The sequence below is a fragment of the Kitasatospora sp. NPDC029312 genome (assembly GCF_055569215.1).
Genome location: NZ_JBVHXY010000013.1, coordinates 127,784 through 148,324, shown reverse-complemented (window position 1 = coordinate 148,324; position 20,541 = coordinate 127,784). Strand labels below are relative to the sequence as shown.

Genomic DNA, 20,541 nt, shown 5'->3' with positions numbered 1-20,541 from the left:
TCCGACCGTCGCCGCGCGCCGGTGGCGGCCGCCGTCACGCCGTGACGGCCGTCAGCAGCACCACCGAGTCGACGTGGGCGAGCAGCCCGTGCCGCTCCTGCGGGACGGGCTCCAGCTCTCCGACGGACAACTCGGTCCGCCGCCCCGCGATCGTCAGCGAGACCCTGCCGCGCAACACCTGGATGCTGCCGGCGGTGGGCGGGGTGTGCTCGTCCAACGCGGTCCCGGCCGTCATCGCGATCACCGTCTGCCGCAGCACGCCGTCGTGCAGCACCAGGTGGGCGCTGCGCCCGTGCGGGCTCTCGGCCGCCAGGGCGGCGTGCTCCGCGGTGAGCTGTTCGAGATCGGGCATCGCTCCTCCTCGCCTGTGCCCAGGGTCGCGGACGCGCCGGTGAACCGCACCCGGAGGGACCCGCGGTGGCGCACCCGAGGTGCAGCAGCAGCCGACTGCCGCCATGGTGGAGGGCATGGTGATCAACCGGAAAATCCTCAGTGAGGTGCGGGTCAACCGCTCGATGCTGGCCGGCGGCATGGTGCTCGCCGGCATCGGCTCGGTGCTCGGCGCGGCCGGGGCGGCCCTGGTGTGCGCGGCGCTGCTCACGGCCGGCCGCAACTGGCTGCGCAGCCTGGAGACCCCGCCGACCGCGCTCGCCCAGCGGGCCCTGCGCGAGGCCAAGGTGGCCTCCTCGGCGGGCTGGGAGGCCTGGCGCGCGGAGCACGGCTCACCCAACTGAGGGCGCCCGGCCGCCGACGACCGAGCCCGGCGGCGAGCCCGCCGCGGCTGACGGCCGCCCCGGAACGCTTCCCGGGGCGGCCGCCACGCGCCTACAGGCCGAGTGACTTGGCGACGATGCTGCGCATCACCTCGCTGGTGCCGCCGTAGATCCGGAACACCCGGTTGTCGGTGTAGAGCCGGGCGATCGGGTACTCCAGGATGTAGCCGTAACCGCCGTGCAACTGAAGGCACTTGTCGATGACCACGGAAGCCGACTCGGTGCAGAACAGCTTCGCGGCGGCCGCGTCCGCGACGCTCAACTCGCCGTTCTGGTAGAGCTCCAGCGCGCGGTCCACCATCGACTGCTGCGCCATCACCTGCGACTCGCAGTCGGCCAGGGTGAACTTGGTGTTCTGGAACTCGGCCACCGCCTTGCCGAACACCTTGCGGTCCTTGACGTACTGCACCGCGAACCGCACCGCCGCCGCGGCCGCCGCGTACGCGCCGACGGCGATCGCGAGGCGCTCCTGCACCAGGTTGTGGGTCAGGTAGGAGAAGGCCTTGCCCTCCTCGCCGAGCAGGTTCTCCACCGGCACCCTGACGTCGCTGAACGCCAGCTCGGCGGTGTCCGAGGTGCGCAGGCCGATTTTCTGCAGTTTGCGGCCGACGGTGTAGCCGGGCGAGGTGGTGTCCACGCACAGGATGGACAGGCCGGCCCGGCGGTTCTGCGGGTCGTACGGGGAGGTACGGCAGACCACCAGGACCAGGTCGGCCAGCACGCCCCCGGTGATGAAGGTCTTGGCGCCGTTCAGGACGTAGTGGGTGCCGTCCTCGGAGAGCCGGGCGGTGGTGGCGATGCCCGCGAGGTCGGAGCCGGCGCCCGGCTCGGTCATCGCGATCGCGGTCATGATGTCGCCGGAGACGAAGCCGGGCAGCCAGCGCCGCTTCTGCTCCTCGTTCGCGTACTCCAGCAGGTAGGGCAGCACCAGCCCGGTGTGCACCCCGGACGAGCCGAAGCTCACGCCCGCCCGGGCGGTCTCCTCGGCGATCACCGCCTGGTACTTGAAGCCGCTCTCGCCCGCGCCGCCGTACTCCTCCGGCACCTCGATGCCGTACACGCCGAGTTCGCCGAGCTTGCGGTAGAAGTCCCGCGGCGGGTGGCCGTCGGCCTCCCAGCTCTCGTAGACCGGGACGACCTCGCGGGCGATGAAGTCCCTGATGGTCTCCCGGAAGGCCTCGTGGTCCTCGTTGAACACGGTGCGGCGCACGGCGGCGCTCCCTTCGACGACGCCGGCCGGCGTACCGGCCACGGCGGAACGGCCCAGGTGGTGGCCCGACAAGTTAATCCCGGGTAGCTTCCGCTGTCCAGAGCCGGCGGGCCCGGGATCGCGGGCGCCCGGCAGCATCAAGTGAATCCTTGCTAGCCTTCGGACGGCGTTCGAAGCGGCCCGAGGGAGGTGCGCCATGGTGGTCCGACGGCCGCCCGGTCGGCGCGCCCAGATCCTCGCCGTGGCCGCCGACCGCTTCCACCGCAGCGGGTACCACCAGGTCTCGATGACCGAGGTCGCCGCCGGGGTCGGCATCACCGCGCCCGCGCTCTACCGGCACTTCCGCGGCAAACCCGAACTGCTGGACCGCACCCTCCGGTTGGGTTTGGACGCGCTCGCCGGTGGCCTGCGGGCGGCCGGCACCACCGCCGAACTCGGCGAAGTGCTGGCCGCCGTGGCGGTCGACCACCGCCCGCTCGGCACCCTGGTGCAGCGCGACGCCCGGCTGCTGCCGCCGGCCCGCCGGGCGGCGCTGCGGCGCGAACTGCGCGCCGACGTCGCCCTGATGGCCGCGGTGCTGCGCGCCGAGCGGCCCCGACTGGGCGGGGCCGACGCCGAACTGCTCTGCTGGGCTGCGCTCTCGGCCTGCTCGGGGCTCTCCTACCAGAGCGCCGCTCCGCAGCCCCGGCGGGCCGAGGCGGTGCTGCGCGAAGTCGTCGCGGCCGTCCTCGCGGTGTCCCTGGACGGCACGGACGTCCGCCCCGGGGTCGTACCCGCGCCGGAACCCCGGTCCCGCGCCCGCCGGGAGGAACTGCTCGCGGCGGCCGTCCGGCTGTTCCACCAGCGCGGCTTCGACAACGTCAGCACCGACCAACTCGGCGCCGCCGTCGGGATCTCCGGCCCGAGCGTCTACCGGCACTTCGACAGCAAGGCCCAGCTGCTCGCCGCCTCCCTGGTGCGCAGCCGCGAGCGGCTCCGGTGCGAGGTGGAGGGCGCGATCGCGGCCGCCGCCGGGCCGCAGGCGGCGCTGACGGCCGGGCTCGGCGCGTACGTGGACTTCGCGCTGCGCAACGGGGACTACCTGGGCGCGATGCTCAGCGAGACCGAGCGGCTGGCCCCGCCGGACCGCCGGGCCGCGGTGGAGTTCCGCCGGGACTTCCTGCGCACCTGGGTCGGGCTGCTGCGGCAGGTGCGTCCGGACTGCGACGCGGTGAGTGCCCGGATCCGGGTGCACGCGCTGTTCGCGGTGGTCAACGACGGGGTGCGGAACCGGCCGCACAGCACCCGGCCGGACCTCGGGGACTGCCTGGTGCGCCTCGGCCGGGCGGTGCTGGGGCTGTCCTGACGCGCGGGCGGGGCCCGGTGCCCGGCCTGCTTCGGTGGGGGCGTCGTACCCGTCCCGTTCGGTGGGCCGCACCCGGCCCGTTCGAGCGCCGTGCGGCTAAGCGCCGTGCGGCTAGTGGACCTGGGTGCCCTGGGCGGCGAGGTTCCCGTTGCCCTGGAGGGCGCCGATGGTCCCGCCGTTGCCGGTCACCGCGAGGCCGTTGTTCTGGTTGCTCGCACCCGAACCGGTGGCCGTCTGCTGGGTGTTGACCACGTTGCCGTGGACGGTGCCGATCACGTTGCCGGAGCCGACGTTGCTCACGACACTGCTGTTGGAGTGGTCGGCCGCGCCGGTACCGCTGTCGGCGTGCGCGGTGGCGGCGCCGACGCCGACGAGGAGGAAGGCCCCGAGGGCGGTCACGGCGGCGGCTGCGCGGATACGGGACACGATGGTCTCCCTGGAGTGGAACTGCGGAAGTGGCGCGCTTCGGAGTGGCCGCTCCGTGGCGCCGGTTGCCTGACGTCGCATGATCAGCATTCACCAGCGGCGTGGACGAACTCCACCGAACGGGTGGCTGTTCCCTCGATGGAGGGTCTGGTCGAATTCGGGGTTGACCGTGCGGTGCCGTCGGCCGGCTGTCGCGAGCCGCCCGTCGCGCGGCCTCGCGCCAAGAAAGAAATGGTCGCCGGATTGTCGCACTGGCACACTGAGGACCCATGTCTGAAGGTGCCCCGACCGAGCCCACCCCCGCCGAGGACCTGCGCACCACCGAGGTCGATCTCGGCGGCCTGGTGAACGTCCTCGCCACCCACCTGTACTCCACCCCGCTGGTCGCCCTGCGCGAGCTCGTCCAGAACGCCCACGACTCGCACACCCGCCGGCTCCTGGAGGACCCGCAGGGCGAACACCGCCCGATGATCAGGGTGCGCGCCGACGCCGTACGGCGGACCGTCGCCGTCGAGGACACCGGGGCCGGCCTCACCGAACCCGAGATCCACTCCTACCTCGCCACCGTCGGCACCGGCTACACCCGGATGCTGCGCGAACTGACCGGCAACCAGGAGCTGATCGGCGCCTTCGGCCTGGGCTTCCTGTCCGCCTTCTCGGTCGCCGACGAGGTCACCGTCACCACCACCTCGCACCGCGAGCCGGGGCTCGGACACCGCTACCGCAGCCGCGGCGGCGAGCAGTACCGGGTCGAGCGGATCGCCGCCCGGCCGAGGCCCGGCACCGTGGTCGAACTGGCCCTCAAGACCGAGCACGCCCACCTCGCCGACGAGCAGGCACTGCGCGAAGTCCTGGGCCGCTACTGCGTGCTGTTGCCCATCCCGGTCTACGTGGGCGAGGACACCGAGCCCGTCAACGCGGTCCGGGTGCCCTGGCGCCAGCCGGTCGACGGCGACCAGCACGCCGCCCGGATGCGCTTCGCCACCGCCTTCGGCCGCCGCTTCGAGCCGCTCACCGCCTTCCCCGTCCACCCCGTCGACGGCGCCGCCGACGCCGTCGGCCTGCTCTGGGTCCAGGACGGCGGCACCTACGGCAGCAGCGACAACCGCGACCTCGCCGTGTACCTGCGCGGCATGCTGCTCGCCGAGGACGCCCGCGACCTCCTGCCCAGCTGGGCCGGGTTCATCGGCGGCGTGGTCGAGTCCAACCGGCTCACCCCCACCGCCAGCCGCGAGGACCTCCAGCGCGACGAGCACTACCGCGCCCTGCAGAAGGTCCTCGCCGACGCCGTCGTCGACGGCCTGTACGAGACGGCCCGGCTGCGGCCCGCCGTCTGGCGGCGCATCCTCACCCGGCACGGCCAGGACCTGCTCGGCGCCGCGCTCTGCGACGAGCGGCTGTTCACCCTGCTCGCCGACGACGTCCCCGTGCCCACCTCGCAGGGCGACCTCACCGCGGGCGGCCTGCGCGCGGCCGGCGGAGGAGCGGTGCACGTCGCGCTCGGCAGCGGCGGCGGCTTCGAGGAGATGCTCTACCGGGCGATGCGGGTGCCGATCGCCCGCGGCGACCGCTACGCCGTCCTGCCGTTCCTGCGCCGCTACGCCCGGCTGCGCGGCTGCCGGCTGGTCGAGCTGGGCAGCGAGCAGGGCAACCGCGAGCTGTTCCGCGACCCGGAGCGCCCGCTGCCGCCGGAGGAGTCGGCCTGGCTGGCCGGCGCCCTCGCCGACCCGGGCGAGCAGCTCGTCCCGGCCCGCTTCGACCCGCCCGGCCTGCCGCTGGTCCTGGTGCCGGACCGCGAGGCCGAGCTGAAGGCCCGGATCGAGGACGACCAGGCCGACGCCCGGATCCCGTCCGCCGCGCTGCGGCTGGCCCGCGCGTTCACCGCCCGCACCGGCGGCGACGCCAAGGCGCGGCTCTACCTCAACCTGGCCTGCCCGGCCGTCCAGGACCTGCTCGCCGCCTACCGCGCCGGGCACACCGGCAGCGCCACCGCGGCCGGGCTGCTCCGCTCGCTCAAGGTGATCATGGCCTCCGCCTCGGCCGGCCCCGCCGAGGGGGACCTCGGCGCCGCGCTGGCCGGCATCGGCACCGCGGTCTCCGCGCTGACCGCCGCCGTCCCGACCGGCCTGCCGGCCGTCCCGGACAGCCCCGGGGCGCTGCCGGAGCAGGCGTGACGGCCCGGCCGACGGATTGTCAGTGGCACGCGGTAGACAACTCATGAGCACGACGCAGGGGGAGATCGCATGACGACCGACATCTGGGCCTGGGTGCACGACACCCACCGTCAGCTGGCCGAGGCCGGCCACGGGCGGCTGGCCGACGCCATCTACGAGCTCCCCGGCCACGCCAACGAGGGCCGCAACGACCAGCTCGACGCGGTCTACCCGGAGGCGGTGGCCTCCGCCCGGGCACTCGGCCTGCCCTGGGTCGAGGTGTACCTGCGGCACTGGCGGATGCAGAACCTGCTGAACAAGCGCCACCAGGGCGAGCAGGCCCTGCCCGAGGCGGTGGACCTGCTGGAGTTCGCCCACCGGGAGGAGACCGCGGGCTGCCCCCAGTCGGTGTGCGTGGTGCAGGACTTCGCGATCTGCCACGCCCGGGTCGACGGCCCCGGCTACGTGCCGCAGCGGCTGGAGGTGCTCGGCGAGACCCTGGCCAGGATCGAGCCCGCCCGCGCCTGCTTCGACTGCCTCTCCCGGGAGTACGCCGACGCGCTGGAGGACGACGGCCGCCCCGCCGAGGCGCTCAGCCACCTGGACACCGCGGCCGCCCGAATACAGGCGGCCGGCGAGCGGCTCTCGCTGCACTTCCACCACTCCCGGGCCGGCACCCTGCACCGCCTGGGCCGGCACGAGGAGGTGCTCGCCCTGATCGACACCGCCGAGCAGGCCGAGCGCGCCCGGGGCCGCGAGCTCGACGAGAGCGACCGGCTCTGGGGCGGCCTGCTGCGGGCCCGCGCGCTGGCCTCGCTCGGCCGGACGGAGGAGGCGCTCCCGCTGCTGCCCTCCCGCGACGCCGCCGAGCGCCACCCCGACCTGCGCCACGCCTGGACGGAGACGGTCGCCCTCCTGGTCGCGGCCGGCGCCTGGGAGAACGACGCCGAGCTCGGCGCCGTGCTGGCCGGCTGGGTCGGCTACCTGGACGGCACCGGCTCGCACCGCCCGTGCGTGGACCTGGCGCTCGCGGCCGGTCGGCTGGCCGTCGCCCGCGGCGCCCGTACGGTCGCCCTCACGCTCGCCGCGACCGGGGAGCGCAAGCTCACCAGCTTGCTCCGCACCGACGGCGTGGCCCAGGACGTCGCGGCCCTGCGCGCGGCCGCCGAAGCGCTCCCGGTGCCCGAGCTGCCGGTGCCGCCCGGCGAACTGACGGCGCACCTGGCCGAGACCGGGGTGCCCTACGAGACCGGCGCCGACCTGCTCTCCGTCGCCCTGGACCGGTACCGGGGCGAGCGGGCCGGCGCCACCGGGCTGGCCCTCCTGCTGGCCAACGTGCTGGGCGGCCTCGGCCACGCCCGGGCCGCCGCCGACCTGCTGTGGCGGCAACTGGACGCCGACCCGGGCCACCAGGAGCTGATCGGTACCCTCGGCCACGCCCTGATCCTGGCCACCGACGCCGAGGGGGTGCGCCGCCTCGGCGACCGGCTGGCCGCCACCAGCCCGGCCGACGCGCACTGGGTCCGCGCCCGCTGGGCCGCCGCCGAGGACCGCTGGCCCGAGGTGCTGGAGCAGTGCGAGGCGATCCTCGCGCTGGACGCGAGCCGGATCAACACCCGCCGGCTGGCCGCTGCCGCCGCCACCCGGCTGGGCGACCACGCCACCGCGCAGCGGCTCTACCAGGAGCTGCTGGAGCACGCCCTGCCGGCCGAGGAGGCCACCGAGGAGGAGCTGCACCGCACGGTCCAGGAGCCCGACCTCTGGCACCTGATCACCGCGGCCACCGCCAACCGGGACTGGGCCGTGGTCCGCGCCACCGGTGCGCGGCTCGGCATCGAGTTCGACGAGCCCGAGGGCCCGGTGGACGAGGAGTGGCAGCTCGTCACCGTCCGGGCCACCCGCACCAACGGCGCGACGGCCGACCTGCCCGCGGTCCGGACCGGCCCGGCCACCGCCCGGATCCTGCCGGTGCTGGGCGACGACGTGACCCTCAACCACGGCGACGTGGTGGTGTTCGCCCCGGCCCTTCTGGAAGAGCCGCCGGACGAGGGGGTTCCGGAGGCGGAGCGGGTGCGCTGGCGCCCGGTGTTCGAGCTGCTGACGCTGCTCGACCCGGCCGGCTACACCACCTACTGGATCGACGGGGCCTGGCCCGGCGACGAGGCCTGGGCCGCGCTGCGCGACGCCCTGCGGGAGGCCGGCCACGCGGTCTGGGCGTACAGCGGGGAGCAGTACCACGTCCACGACCCGGCGGACGAGGACGAGGAGGCGATGACGCTGCCCGGCGTCTACGCCGCGCTGGGGGTGCCGCCGACCGCTTCGGCCGCCGAGGCCGACGCCCTGATGCACCGGCTCACCGCAGGCTGGGAGCACCCGCTCGCCTGGCTCGACCTGGCCAAGGCGGCGGGCGCGGACCTCGGCCCGCACACGGAGATCATCGAGCGCTACGGGCTCTGAGCCGCTGGCCGCCCCGCTCCCCGCCCGTCAGGGCCCAGGCGCGGGTGCCTCCGCCCGCCCACCGCGCCGGGTAGGCGCTCGCGCCGCAGGCCACCGGACGTCTCGTACATGTGCGTCACGCTGTTCGATCAGGCAAGGTGTAACCCGAGATCGAAGAGGTGGCAGGCGGCCACCAGGGGCGAGGAGCGCAAGTGCCGAAGCGGGGCCGACCGGGTGCGGGCAAGCGGACGAGGGGAGGCCGGGCGGTACGTCAGACACGGCAGGCGCCGCCGCGGCCGGTGCACCCCGCGGACGCACCGCCCACCGAGGGCCTGCTCGGCCACCCCGCCCCGCCCGTCGAGCCCACCACCGTCGTCCCGCTCGTCCCGCCCGTCCCGGAGACCAAGGGCCTGCTGGCGCCGGAACCGGTCCCCGCACCTCCGGAGCCGGCCGCCGAACCGCCGGCGCCGGTGCCGGCCCCGGAGCCGGCACCTCGGTCCCCGGTCCGGGACGCCGAACCCGGGCTCGAGCCGCACCCCGAGCTCACCGTCGACCTGCGCCCCCGGGACGCCCGCCCCGGGGCGGGGCGCCCGCCCCGTCGCCGCTCCGTCGCCGAGGACACCCTCACCCCCGAGGAGTGGCGCGCGGCCGGCTACACCCCGCCCACCGGCATCCCGATCCCCGAGCTCACTCCCGGTGCCCCCGGCGAGGCGCCCTGGCCGGACCGGATGCGCACCCTGCTGCGGACCCCGATGTCCGAGCGCCCCGCCTTCGAACGGACCGCCCGCGAGCTGCACCCCTCGGCCGGCGCCGCCCGCAACGTCCCCCGCATCCTCGACCTCACCCTCCGCATCGGCGAGCTGATGCTGGCCAGCGGCGAGGCCGCCGAGGACGTCGAGGCGGCGATGCTCGGCATCGCCCACGCCTACCGGCTGGACCACTGCGAGCCGCAGGTGACCTTCACCCTGATCGGCATCTCCCACCAGCCCTCGCTGGTGGAGCCGCCGGTCACCGCCGACCGCGTGGTGCGCCGCCGCACCTCCGACTACACCCGGCTGAACGCGGTGTACGAGCTGGTCGCGGACATCACCGCGGAGAAGGTGACGGTCAACGACGCCTACCGTCGGCTGGCCCTGATCCGCCGCAACCGGCACCCGTACCCGGCCTGGCTGCTCGCCCTGACCACCGGGCTGCTGGCCGGCGCGGCGACCTTCCTGGTCGGCGGGCGGGCCGACGACAAGGCCTGGCTCGTGTTCGCCAGCGCCTTCATCGCGGCCGTCCTCGGCGACCGGCTGGCCTCCGCGCTGGCCCGGCGCCGGCTGCCGGAGTTCTACCAGTTCGTGGCGGCCGCGATGCCGGCCGCCGCCTCCGGGATCATCCTGTCCTTCAACGACTGGGGCCTGCGCGGCTCGGTCGTGATCACCGGTGGCCTGTTCGCCCTGCTGCCGGGGCGCGCCTTGGTCGCCGCCGTCCAGGACGGCCTGACCGGCTTCTACATCACCGCCGCGGCCCGTCTGCTGGAAGTGATCTACCTGGTCGCGGGCATCGTGATAGGCGTGATGGTGATCCTCTACCTGGGCGTCGGCTTCGAGGCGAAGCTGCGTCCGGACGAGAGCCTGGCGGGGGTCAGCTCCCCGCCGATCCAGATGGTCGCCGCGATGCTGCTCACGCTGGCCTTCGCGATGCTGCTGCAGACCGACCGCCGCACCCTCGCCCTGGTCACGGCGAACAGCGGCATCGGCTGGGCCAGCTACGGCGCACTGGTCTACAACGCGGGCGTCAACCCGATCGCGGCCACCGGCCTGGCGGCCGGCCTGGTCGGCCTCTTCGGCCAGTTGATGGCGCGCTACCGCAACGGTTCGGCGCTGCCGTACGTGACCGCCGCGATCGGCCCGCTGATGCCGGGTTCGGCGCTCTACCTCGGGATGCTCGCCTTCGCCCAGGGGCACTCCAGCACCGGTCTGGTGTCGGTGTTCCGGGCGGCGGCGATCGCGATGGCGCTGGCGGTCGGGGTGAACCTCGGTGGGGAGATCGCCCGGCTGTTCCTGAAGCTGCCGGTCGGCGCCGAGCTGCCGCCGCTCCCCCCGGTGGTGCCCCGCCGGGCGGCCAAGCGCACCCGGGGCTTCTGACCGCGCGTTGACCCGTGTTGGAGCGCTGTTGGGCTCCGGGCCATGTCACGGCAGGCAGGACGCAGGACCAGGAACGAAGGTAAGACCCATGACCACACTGCTGGACGGCTACCGCGAGCACATCGTCGACGCCCACAAGCAACCGCTGTTCCTGCTGCTGGTCGGTTTCATCGTCTCCTTCGTCTTCATCCGGTTCAGCGTCCGGATGATCCGCGCTCAGGTGCGCTGGTGGCCGGGCAACGTCACCCCGGGCGGGCTGCACATCCACCACATGGTGTTCGGCCTGGGCTTCCTGTTGGTCGGCGGCATCGGCGTGTTCGCCACCTACGGCGGGACTCCGTGGATCGACTGGTTCGGCCTCGTCTTCGGCATCGGCTGCGGTCTGGTGCTGGACGAGTTCGCGCTGATCCTGCACCTGAACGACGTGTACTGGAGCGAGCAGGGCCGCAAGTCGGTGGACGCGGTGATCTTCGGGATCCTGTTCACCGCCCTGCTCCTGATCGGGTACGTGCCGTTCGGCGCCCTGCCCGGGGAGGACACCAGGTGGGGCCTGATCACGGTGATCTCGGTGAACGCACTGGCCTCGGTGATCACTCTGCTGAAGGGCAAGGTGTGGACCGGTCTGCTCGGGATCATGGTCCCCGGCCTCTCCTGGATCGGCGCGATCCGGCTGGCCCGCCCGAGCAGCCCGTGGGCCCGCTGGCGGTACAAGCCGCACTCCCGGCGCCGGGCGCGCGCGCTCCGGCGTGAGCGCCTGCTGCACCGGCGTGCCGACCGGGCCCGCACCTGGCTCTTCGACCTGATCGCCGGGGCCCCCGACAAGGTGCCCGCCAACCACCCGGCCGCCCACCGGGTCGCCGAGCGGATGTCCGCCCGGGCCACCGCCCACCTCGACGCGCACGCCGCCCGCTCGCTGGCCCGCCGCCAGGCCCGCCTGGCCGACCGGCGTTCGGCCGCCGCCGGGGCGGCGCGTCCGGCCCCGGCGGCCCTGGCCCCGGCGGCCGAGGCCGTCCCCGGCAGCGGCCCGAGCCGCACCCGCGGGGCGCAGCAGCGCCGCCGTACGGTCCGGGCCGGGCGCAACCGGACGTACGCGCTCGGTACGGCGGGGCAGGAGCGGCGGCCCGAGCGCCACCCCCACCTGCGGCCGCGCACCCGCCGGATCCGGCGGTAGTCCGCGTCCCTGGTGCGCCGGTCAGCGGACGTGACGACCGATCAGATCATCCGATGGTCACCCGGCCGGCGGAGCGCGTTCGAGGCATGGAATCCGCCGGACTTGAGAACATGGTCCGCATATGACCGTTCTGTCACATGATGGGATGATCCGTCGGACCTTTCGCCGCCCGCGCCGCCGTCCGTACGCGCGCCGCTCGGCGTCCGCCGCCATCCCCTCCGGACCCGTGAGAAGGGATGTCCCGTGGCGCGCAGGCTCCTGCCGACCCTGCTGTTGTCCCTCACCGCCCTGCTCGGGCTGCTCCCCGCCGCCCAGGCCGCCCCCGCGGACCCCGAACCGCCGACCGGGCAGGCCCGGGACGCGACCGCCGGAGTGGACCCGTACCCGACCCCCGAGGAGATCGACCGGGCCCGCGCCGAGGCCGACGGCAAGGCCGCCTCGGTCGCCGCCCTGGAGGCCGCGCTCACCACCGCCCGGACCGAACTCGACCGGGCCGGGCGCGGCGCCGAACAGGCCGTCGAGGCCTACAACGGCGCGCAACTCACCCTCACCCGGGCCCGCGCCCGGGAGACCGCCGCCGCCCAGCGCGCGGCCGCCGCCGAGAACGCCCGCTCCGAGGCCGCCGAGGACGCGGCCCGGCTGGCCGCGGAGACGTACCGCCAGGGCGCGGGCGCCGAACTGTCCGCGCTCAACGCCCTGCTCGGCGCCAACGGCGCGCGCGAGGCAGGCGACCGCGCCGCCGTGGTCGGCGTGGTCAGCGCCCGTACCCGGCAGATCCTGGACGCCGCCACCTCCACGGCCGCCGCCGCCAAGGCCGCCTCCACCGCCGCCCGCACCGCCACCGTGGCCGCCGAGAAGGCCGCGACCGAGGTCGGCGCCGCCAAGGCACGGGCCGAGCAGCGGCTCGCCGCCCAGCAGGGCGAGGTGGCCGCCGCCACCCGGCGCCGCGAACACCTGCTCGCCGAACTGGCCGCCGCCCGGCACACCACCGTCGAGCTGGAACGCAGACGCCGCGACGCCCTCGACGCGATCGCCGCCCGCGAGGCGGAGGCGGCCGCCCGCGCCGCGGCCGAACAGGCCGCCCGCGAGGCCGAAGCGGCCGCCGCCGCTGCCGCCGCCACCCCGGCGGCCCCGCCGCAGACCCGCCCCTGGTCCGAGGAGGGCGCTGCCGCCGCCGTGGCCTTCGCCCGCTCCACGATCGGCCTGCCCTACGTCTGGGGCGGCGAGGGCCCGGACGGCTACGACTGCTCGGGGCTGACCATGATGGCCTGGCGCACCGGCGGCAGACAGCTCAACCACTTCGCCGCCGACCAGTACGCCCAGTCCACCCCGATCACCTACCGCGACCTGCGCCCCGGCGACCTGGTGTTCTGGACGGACACCGGCCGCGCCGCCGACATCCATCACGTCGGCCTCTACATCGGCGACGACCAGATGATCGAGGCCCCCAGGGTCGGCATGCCGGTCAAACAGGCCAGCCTCTGGATCATGGGCACCCCGGACTTCTACGCCCGCCCCTGAGCACCGTCCGGCGCCCCGGACCGGCGCCCGCCGCGGATGTCAGCGGCCGGCGCTAGCGTGGCCGTTCCGATCTCTCCTGAGGAGGCACCATGCGGCTGCGGAACGTGGAAGCGGGCGATGTCGAGGCGTACGTCCGGATGCGGTGCGACGCCGGGATGATGGCAGAGCTGGGCGGGCCGCTGCCGCGGGAGATGGTGGAGGCGCGGCTGCGCAAGGACCTCGACCTGGTGGCGGCGGGCCGTGCCTGGGCCAAGATGATCGTTCCGGACGGTGCCGCCGACGGCGAGGTGGCCGGCGCGGTCATGCTCTGGCAGGACGAGGAGGACGGCGCCGCCGTCTCCGAGATCGGCTGGATGGTGCTGCCCGAGTACCAGGGCCGCGGCTTCGCCAAGGCGGCGACGCGGGCGGTCCTGGACGCCGCCGCGGAGGACGGCCGCTGGGGCGAGGTGCAGGCCAACCCGGGGGTCACCAACGGTGCCTCCAACGGCATCTGCCGGGCTCTCGGCTTCCGGCTGCTCGGCGAGCGGGAGCTCGACTTCGCGGGTCGGATCCTGCGCACCAACCACTGGGTCGTCACACCGGGGGAGCACACCGGATCGGGCACGGAATAATTCGGATGCCGCTCCCGGGGCGCCGCCGTACGGTGGCCCAATGGGCAACAGCATCGATGACGCGGCCGTTGACACCGTGAACGGGCTCCAGGTCCGTGCCGTCTCCGTGGACGAGGTCGAGGCCTGGAACCGGGCGCTCAACTTCGGGTTCCTGCGCCCCCACGCGGGCGTCGCGCCGGATCTGCGCCGCAGGCAGTGGCAGCCCGGCCGGATGCTGGCCGGGCTCGACGGCGACCGCCAGGTCGCCACCTTCCGCAGCTTCGACGTGGAGCTGACCGTCCCGGGCGGAGCCGTCGTCCAGGCGGACGCGATCACCAACGTGACGGTCAGCTCGACGCACCGCCGCCGGGGCCTGCTCAGCGCGATGATGCGGCGGGACCTCGCCTCCGCCGCCGAGCGCGGCTGCGCGGTCGCCATCCTGATCGCCGCCGAGTACAACATCTACGGCCGGTTCGGCTTCGGCCCGGCCACCCGGGGCAGCGGCTGGCACATCGACCTGGGCCGGGCCCGCGGCCTGCGCGAGGGACTGCCGGGTGTGCCCGGCGGCCGGATCGACTTCGCGACCCTCCCGGAGCTGCGCGACCTCGGCGCCGCGCTGTACGACCGGTGGCGGCTCACCCAGCCCGGCGCGATCGCCCGGAACGACATCTGGTGGCAGCGCCACACCAACGAGATCCAGGTACCGGGCGACGACTTCAAGGAGCCGTTCACCGCCGTCCACCGGGACGCCGACGGCGAGGTCACCGGCCTGGTGGTCTACCGGGTCGACGACAAGTGGGACGGCTCCTACCCCGCCTGCACGCTCACGGTGGACGAGTTCCTCGCCCTCGACCTGCCCACGGCGGTCGAGTTGTGGCGACTGGTCCTGTCCGTCGACTGGGTGCGCAAGGTCGTGGTGGAGAACCTCTCCCCGGACGACCCGCTGCCGCTGCTCCTCCAGGACCCGCGCGCGGCCACCCCGCACGAGGAGAATTCCGACTTCATGTGGCTGCGGCTGCTGGACGTCGAGGCCGCCTTCAACGCCCGTACGTACGGTGCCCCCGGCCGGGTGGTGCTGGAGGTCGAGGACCGGCTCGGCTACGCCTCGGGCCGCTTCGCGATCGAGGTCGCCGAGGACGGCACCGGCCGCTGTACCCGGACCACCGACGACGCCGATCTCGCCCTCGCTGCCTCCGAGTTGGGGTCGCTCTACCTCGGCTCCGAGACGGCCCCGAGGCTGGCCGCGGCCGCCCTGCTCACCGAGCTGCGCCCGGGTGCGGCCGCCGCCGCGGACCTGCTGCTGCGCGCCCCGCTGCAGGCCTGGACGCCGACCGACTTCTGACCGCCCGGACGCCCCTGTGGCCGGCCCGCGCACCGCGGGCCGGCCACCGGCGTTTCCCGAGGCCCTCGGCCCCGGCGTTCCGGCCCCGACGGGCCCCGCCGCTGCAGGCCCCCCAATGCCTCCGGCTGCGGCGCTACTTGACGGCCGTCCTGCCGATCGTGGGCAGGATGAAGTCCTGGATCAGCCCCTTGGCGTCACGCACGATCGGCCGGAACACCCGGTAGCGCGAGAGGTTGATCACCCGGGCCGCCATGGGGGTGGACCGGCGGACGAACTCCCGTGTCCGCTCGGTGCCTTCCGTCCGGTCGAAGACCCAGTAGAGGACCACGACCATCAGGTTCAGCCAGAGTACGTCGGGCAGCAGCTCCACCAGTTCGGCGTCGAGCTTCGGTGCCAGGTCCGAGCCCTGGAGGACCTCGCGGAACAGCCCGACCGCCGTCGCCCGGGCCGGATGGGACTCGTCGGAGAACGGGCTCAGCGAACTGGTCGGGTCGGCCGCGGTCCGGAAGAACTGCGCGGCGAACTCGTGGTACGGGGCGGCCGTGTCCAGCCAGGACGTCAGCGCGATCTCCAACCGCTCGGCGAAGTCCCGGGTGTGGGCCATGCGGCGCCTGGCGTCGGCCGCGTGGTCGTAGGTCATCCGGTCGTAGAACCCCTGGATCAGGAATTCCTTCGCCGAGAAGTAGTAGTAGGCGTTGCCGACCGAGACGCCCGCCTCGCCGGCGATCGCGCGCATCGTGGTCTTCTCGTAGCCCCGCTCCTGGAACAGCCGCATGGCCGTCTCCAGGATCAGCGCCCGGGTCGCCTCGCTCTTGTCCGTCTTCGGCTGGGCCCGGCCGCCGGGCAGGGGCCCGGTCTCCGTGCCGGGTGCGGCCGAAGGTTCGGCCGCACCCTTCTCGCCGTCCGTTCGGTTCCTCGCTGCCAGGTCGTCCACGGGGACGAGCCTAGCGGGACACGACGTTCCACCCGGTGTCGGTGTTGTCGGTGTTCGCGGGACCGGAGGCCCCCTCCGCATCCGGTACCGCGAACACCGGCCCCGTGATTTCGAACGCGTTCAAAAACACAGGCGAAATGTATCCGGTTCGATTGAACATGTTCAACTCCATCTGTGTGGGAGGCTCGTCACATGACCACTTCGGGCCAGACCTCGATCCGGTACGGCGGAGCACCGGACGCGGCGAGCGTCGCGGAGCTGCACGCCGAGAGCCGGCGCACCACGTACCGGGGGATCGTCCCCGACGAGGCGCTCGGGGACGGGTTGGCAGCCCAGCGGCGCGAGCTGTGGGAGCTGCGCCTCCAGGCCGATTACGGTGAGCCGGAGAACACTCCGGTCCTCTTGATCGCCGAACAGATCGGCGCCATGGTCGGGTTCGTCTACTTGGTGCCCCAGCCCGACGGCCGGGTGCTGGTGGACAACCTGCACGTCCGCCCCGGCCGCACCGGTGGCGGCGTCGGCCGCGACCTGCTGGCCGCCGCCCGTGCCGAGGTCGCCGAACGGCACCCCGGAGCGGAGCTGTACCTGGAGGTGCTGAGCGGCAACACCCGTGCCGTCGCCTTCTACGAGCGCGAGGGCGGAGTGCGGATCGGGGCGCAGGAGGCCGTCTTCCCGGGCGGCTACCTGCTACCCGAGTACGTGTACGCCTGGCCGGCCGCGCCCGGTCCGGCCATCGCCCGGTTGTCGACCGGAGACCGGCCGTCGACGGAAAGGTCAGCCGCGAAGGTCAGCCGCGAAGGCCAGCCGGCGACCAAGGTTCAGTCGACGTCGTAGACCGTCACCGGCACGCCGCGCGCCGTCAGCCGGGCCGCCACCAGCGGCTCGACCTTCGCCCAGCGCCCGCCCGCCAGTCCGCAGCCGATCCGCGGCAGGTGGACGGAGGCGCCGAGTTCGAGCGCGCGCTCGCCGAGGGCGGCCAGCGCGGAGTCGATGGCCTCGTACCGCACCGGCGCTCCGGTGGAGCGTCCGGTCCGGATGCCGCGCTGGCCGACCATGTTGGCCACCCAGACGTACGGCTCGACCTGCACCAGTTGCAGGCCGCCGAGACCGAAGTCGTTCGTCGCCCGCTCCCGGTGCCAGCGCCGGAACGCCTTCTCGGGCTCGGGCCAGCGTCTGGAGAGCGCGAGCACGAAGCCCTTGCCCCAGCCGCCGAGATCGTTGCAGACGTGCGCGATCACCTTCACGCCCTTGCCCTGGGGCGTGGTGGCATCGCCTCGGACGTAGGTGATTTCCGCCATGCCTCGAAGTTAGACGGAGGCACTGACAGCCCGCTCGGAATTTTCCGGCGCCCGGTCCTTTCGCGCCCCGGCCGGCCGCTTCCGCGCCATCAGGTGGCGGCGCCCGGCCAGGGCGGTCAGCAGCGCGAGCGCGGCGGCGGAGGCCGGCAGGGCGTAGCCGGTGCCGGGGGCGGCGTGCTCGGCGACCGTTCCGGCGAGGGCCGCGCCGGCCGAGATGCCGACCACGATGCCGGACACGGCGACCGCCATCCCCTCGTTGAACTGCCGCTGCGGCAACAGCTCCTGGACCAGCGTCATGCCGGTCACCATGGTCGGCGCGGTGGCCGTGCCGGCCGCGAACAGCACCGCGCCGAGCACCCCGAGCCCCGCGCCGCCGAGCCCGGCCGCGAGCGGCAGCAGCAGGACGCCGGCCATCGCGGCCACCCCGGCGAGGAAGCGCACGCCGGGGGCCCGGCGTGGCGTCAGCAGCCCGAACAGCAGCCCGGCCACGCAGGAACCGCCCGCGACCAGGGCCAGCAGCCCGCCGGCCGCCGCCTTGTGGCCGAGCGCGTCGGCGTACGCCACGGTGGTGATCTCGGTCGCGCCGAAGACCATGCCGGTGGCCAGGAAGGTCAGCACCAGCACCCGCAGCCCGGGCGCCCGCAGCGGGGAACCGGGCGCCCGCTCCCGCGCGGTGTCCCGGGCGGGCGGCAGCGGCGGTTCGGTGCGGCGCTGGGCGGCGAACAGCAGGGCCCCGGCGGCGCCGAGGGTGCCGGCGGCGAGCAGCCCGGCCTCGGGGGCGAGCGTCGTGCAGAGCAGCATCGCGAGCACCGGCCCGGCCATGAAGCAGAGTTCGTCCAGCGCCTGTTCGAAGGAGTTGGCCAGGTGCCGGGCGGCCGGGTCGCCCCGGTACAGGTACGCCCAGCGGGCCCGGGCCATGCCGCCGAGATTGGGCGCGGCGGCGCCGGCCGCCCAGCAGAGGTACAGCGTCCAGTCGGGCGCGTCGAGCCGGACGCAGAGCAGCAGGGCGAGCAGGGGGACGACGTTGTACAGCGCGGCCGGCACGGCCACCCGCGCCTGCCCGTAGCGGTCCACCAGCCGTCCGAGCAGCGGCATTCCGATCGCGCCGGTGACCAGCCCGGCCGCCGAGACCGTCCCGGCCAGGGCGTAGGAGCCGCGCCGTTCGGCGAGCAGGACGACCAGCGAGACGCCGTTCATCGACAGCGCGATCCGTCCCAGCAGCCCGGCCAGGGTGAAGGCGGCGGCGCCGGGGGCGGAGAACAGCCGGCGGTAGGAGGCGGGGCGGGCGGGCGAGGGCAAGCGGGCTCCTGGGCAGGACGTCGGGGGTTGCCCCCACCTTGGCGGCGGGGGCGGCCGGGCGTCCAACACCTGTTTCGCCGCAGTCACAACAGGATGTTGTTAATCTGCCCTGCGTGCCCCGTGATCTGCACCCCCGTCTGCTCCGCGGCTTCCTCGCGACCGCCGAGACTCTGCACTTCGGCCGGGCCGCCGAGCGGCTGCACGTCGCCCAGCAGGCGCTCAGCCGGGACGTCCGCTCGCTGGAAGGGCTGCTCGGCGAGCCGCTGTTCACCCGCACCACCCGCAGTGTGGAACTCACCCCGGCGGGGCGGCGGTTGCTGCCCCGGGTGCGCCGGCTCCTCGCCCTGCACGACGAGATCCTCGCCGAGGCCGGAGCCGGGGCGGCAGCCCGGCCGCTGCTGCTCGACCTCAACAGCGATGTCACCGGCCCGGACCTGACCGCCGACCGGGTGCTCGAACGGGCCCGCGCCGCCTGGCCGGAGGGGGAACTGCTGGCCCGCTTCCACGGCGGCCTGGCCGCGGCCGCCGCCGAGCTGCTGGCGCACCGGCTGGACGCCTCGTTCGGCCGCTTCGCCGGGCTGCCGGCCCCGGTGCGCGGCCAACTCGCCCAACTGCCAGTGCGGTTGGAGCGGGTCTCGGTGATGATGGCGGACACCCACCCGCTGGCCGGCCGTCCGGTACTGCGGCTGGCCGAGCTCGCCGGGCACCCGGTCGACATCTGCGCGGGCAACCCGGCCACCACCGAGTGGACCGACCTCGGCGACCGGCTGCTGCGCGAGCACGGCCTGACCGCGGCCGCGCCGTACGTCCCGCCGGTGGGCTTGGACGAGACGGCCCGCTATCTGGCCCGGCACGGCGACCCGATGCTGACCACGGTCGGCGGCCCGCGGATCCCGGGCGCGGCCAACGTGCCGCTGGTGGATCCGGTGCCGCTGAGCCTGGTCAGCCTGGTGCACCGGCCCGGCGAACGCCATCCGGGGCTGCGGGCGCTGGCCGCCGCGACGGCCGAACTCGGCGCGGCCGAGGGCTGGTTGAGCCGCCCGCCGGGCAGCTGGCTGCCGTCGGCGGACGCCGCGCTCGTGCCGCGGTGAGAACACCGCCCCTGCCTCGGGGGGAGGGGCAGGGGCGGTGGCTCGGGGGCGGCGACAGGGGCCGGCGGGGCCGTGGTCGGCCGGGTCAGGCCGCCTTGACGGCCGAGATGTCGAAGTTCAGCTTGACCTTCTCGCCGATCAGTACGCCGCCGGTCTCCAGGGCCGCGTTGTAGGTCAGCCCGAAGTCGGTGCGGTCCACGATCGCCTTGCCCTCGAAGCCGATCCGCTCGGCGCCGTAGGCGTCGGTGGCGCTGCCGGTGTACTCCAGGTCCAGGACCACCGGGCGGGTGACGCCCTTGATCGTGAGCTCGCCCGTCATCCGGTAGGAGTCGTCGCCGAGCGGCTCGGCGGAGGTGCTGCGGAAGCGGATCTCCGGGTGGGTCTCCGCGGCGAAGAAGTCGCCGGTGCGCAGGTGCTCGTCGCGCTGGGCCTGGTTGGTGTCGACGCTGGCGACCTTGATCACCAGATCGGCCGAGGAGTTGGCCGGCGTGGCGCCGTCCAGGTGCAGCTTGCCGTCGTACTCGGTGAAGCGGCCCTTGACGTTGGTGACCATCGCGTGGCGGACCGAGAAGCCGATCTCGCTGTGCGTGGCGTCGACGGTCCAGTCGCCGCTGAGGTGCGACAGGTCGGGGCCGGCCGGGGTCTGGACGGCGACGGGGGTGGCGGTCTTGGTGCGGTTGAACAGGCCCATGGCTCCTCCTCGGGTTCGAAGCCATTTTGTTTAGGCTTCAACTTCTTGGCTTCAGCCTACGACGCCTTCGTTCAAATTTCAACCACACGCTCCGGTGCTTCCCCGGTTTCGCCCGAACGATCCGCCGACCCC

19 protein-coding genes are annotated in these 20,541 nt (G+C 74.4%); 11 read left to right on the top strand and 8 right to left on the bottom strand.

From position 1 onward, the window contains the following. Positions 1–34 precede the first annotated feature (34 nt). Positions 35–352: a cupin domain-containing protein gene (locus ACZ4WV_RS14010; RefSeq protein ID WP_465746183.1), complete on the bottom strand. Its 318-nt coding sequence runs from the start codon at positions 350–352 to the stop codon at positions 35–37. A 79-nt stretch (positions 353–431) separates the two neighbouring features. On the opposite strand from ACZ4WV_RS14010, the gene ACZ4WV_RS14005 reads away from it, so the two are divergent. Continuing rightward, positions 432–734 carry a hypothetical protein gene (locus tag ACZ4WV_RS14005; RefSeq protein WP_465746181.1) on the top strand — a complete coding sequence of 101 codons (303 nt, stop codon included), beginning with the start codon at positions 432–434 and terminating at the stop codon, positions 732–734. Positions 735–825: 91 nt separating this feature from the next. Here the strand turns inward: ACZ4WV_RS14005 and ACZ4WV_RS14000 are convergent, their stop codons facing one another. Continuing rightward, positions 826–1,983 (bottom strand): acyl-CoA dehydrogenase family protein, encoded by a 1,158-nt coding sequence (locus ACZ4WV_RS14000; RefSeq protein WP_465746179.1) that lies wholly within the window; start codon positions 1,981–1,983, stop codon positions 826–828. 196 nt (positions 1,984–2,179) lie between these two features. On the opposite strand from ACZ4WV_RS14000, the gene ACZ4WV_RS13995 reads away from it, so the two are divergent. Then, on the top strand, positions 2,180–3,328 hold the full coding sequence (locus tag ACZ4WV_RS13995) for a TetR/AcrR family transcriptional regulator (RefSeq protein WP_465746177.1): 1,149 nt from the start codon (positions 2,180–2,182) through the stop codon (positions 3,326–3,328). Between the two features lie 111 nt (positions 3,329–3,439). Here the strand turns inward: ACZ4WV_RS13995 and ACZ4WV_RS13990 are convergent, their stop codons facing one another. Continuing rightward, a complete protein-coding gene (locus ACZ4WV_RS13990) occupies positions 3,440–3,754 on the bottom strand; it encodes a hypothetical protein (protein ID WP_465746175.1) in 315 nt (104 codons plus the stop codon). Between the two features lie 269 nt (positions 3,755–4,023). On the opposite strand from ACZ4WV_RS13990, the gene ACZ4WV_RS13985 reads away from it, so the two are divergent. The 7 genes from ACZ4WV_RS13985 (at position 4,024) to ACZ4WV_RS13955 (ending at position 15,096) form a co-directional block, all read left to right on the top strand. Further along, positions 4,024–5,928 (top strand): ATP-binding protein, encoded by a 1,905-nt coding sequence (locus tag ACZ4WV_RS13985; RefSeq protein ID WP_465746173.1) that lies wholly within the window; start codon positions 4,024–4,026, stop codon positions 5,926–5,928. Positions 5,929–5,997: 69 nt separating this feature from the next. After that, a complete protein-coding gene (locus ACZ4WV_RS13980; RefSeq protein ID WP_465746171.1) occupies positions 5,998–8,364 on the top strand; it encodes a hypothetical protein in 2,367 nt (788 codons plus the stop codon). Between the two features lie 278 nt (positions 8,365–8,642). Further along, entirely contained in the window at positions 8,643–10,472 is a 1,830-nt protein-coding gene (locus tag ACZ4WV_RS13975; protein ID WP_465746169.1) for a threonine/serine exporter family protein, read from the top strand. Positions 10,473–10,560: 88 nt separating this feature from the next. Continuing rightward, positions 10,561–11,643 carry a hypothetical protein gene (locus ACZ4WV_RS13970; RefSeq protein WP_465746164.1) on the top strand — a complete coding sequence of 361 codons (1,083 nt, stop codon included), beginning with the start codon at positions 10,561–10,563 and terminating at the stop codon, positions 11,641–11,643. A 243-nt stretch (positions 11,644–11,886) separates the two neighbouring features. Then, positions 11,887–13,164, top strand: coding sequence for a C40 family peptidase (locus tag ACZ4WV_RS13965; RefSeq protein ID WP_465746162.1), 1,278 nt, complete (start codon positions 11,887–11,889; stop codon positions 13,162–13,164). An 89-nt stretch (positions 13,165–13,253) separates the two neighbouring features. Next, a complete protein-coding gene (locus ACZ4WV_RS13960) occupies positions 13,254–13,775 on the top strand; it encodes a GNAT family N-acetyltransferase (protein ID WP_465746160.1) in 522 nt (173 codons plus the stop codon). A gap of 40 nt (positions 13,776–13,815) precedes the next feature. Further along, on the top strand, positions 13,816–15,096 hold the full coding sequence (locus ACZ4WV_RS13955; RefSeq protein ID WP_465746158.1) for a GNAT family N-acetyltransferase: 1,281 nt from the start codon (positions 13,816–13,818) through the stop codon (positions 15,094–15,096). 133 nt (positions 15,097–15,229) lie between these two features. On the opposite strand, the gene ACZ4WV_RS13950 is transcribed toward ACZ4WV_RS13955, so the two are convergent. Both ACZ4WV_RS13950 and ACZ4WV_RS13945 read right to left on the bottom strand, forming a co-directional pair. Beyond that, positions 15,230–16,021, bottom strand: a complete 792-nt coding sequence (locus ACZ4WV_RS13950) for a TetR/AcrR family transcriptional regulator (RefSeq protein WP_465746238.1) — start codon at positions 16,019–16,021, stop codon at positions 15,230–15,232. A gap of 19 nt (positions 16,022–16,040) precedes the next feature. Beyond that, positions 16,041–16,190 carry a hypothetical protein gene (locus ACZ4WV_RS13945; RefSeq protein ID WP_465746156.1) on the bottom strand — a complete coding sequence of 50 codons (150 nt, stop codon included), beginning with the start codon at positions 16,188–16,190 and terminating at the stop codon, positions 16,041–16,043. Positions 16,191–16,222: 32 nt separating this feature from the next. On the opposite strand from ACZ4WV_RS13945, the gene ACZ4WV_RS13940 reads away from it, so the two are divergent. Further along, complete coding sequence (locus ACZ4WV_RS13940) at positions 16,223–16,864, top strand: GNAT family N-acetyltransferase (protein ID WP_465746154.1); 642 nt, start codon at positions 16,223–16,225, stop codon at positions 16,862–16,864. Here the strand turns inward: ACZ4WV_RS13940 and ACZ4WV_RS13935 are convergent. Both ACZ4WV_RS13935 and ACZ4WV_RS13930 read right to left on the bottom strand, forming a co-directional pair. Beyond that, a complete protein-coding gene (locus ACZ4WV_RS13935; protein ID WP_465746152.1) occupies positions 16,849–17,328 on the bottom strand; it encodes a macro domain-containing protein in 480 nt (159 codons plus the stop codon). The two genes, ACZ4WV_RS13940 and ACZ4WV_RS13935, sit on opposite strands and share 16 nt — an antisense overlap. A 9-nt stretch (positions 17,329–17,337) precedes the next feature. After that, positions 17,338–18,627 carry an MFS transporter gene (locus ACZ4WV_RS13930; RefSeq protein WP_465746150.1) on the bottom strand — a complete coding sequence of 430 codons (1,290 nt, stop codon included), beginning with the start codon at positions 18,625–18,627 and terminating at the stop codon, positions 17,338–17,340. A 113-nt stretch (positions 18,628–18,740) separates the two neighbouring features. On the opposite strand from ACZ4WV_RS13930, the gene ACZ4WV_RS13925 reads away from it, so the two are divergent. Then, on the top strand, positions 18,741–19,718 hold the full coding sequence (locus ACZ4WV_RS13925) for a LysR family transcriptional regulator (RefSeq protein ID WP_465746148.1): 978 nt from the start codon (positions 18,741–18,743) through the stop codon (positions 19,716–19,718). 85 nt (positions 19,719–19,803) lie between these two features. Here the strand turns inward: ACZ4WV_RS13925 and ACZ4WV_RS13920 are convergent, their stop codons facing one another. Beyond that, positions 19,804–20,409 carry a YceI family protein gene (locus ACZ4WV_RS13920; RefSeq protein ID WP_465746146.1) on the bottom strand — a complete coding sequence of 202 codons (606 nt, stop codon included), beginning with the start codon at positions 20,407–20,409 and terminating at the stop codon, positions 19,804–19,806. Between the last annotated feature and the right edge of the window lie 132 nt (positions 20,410–20,541).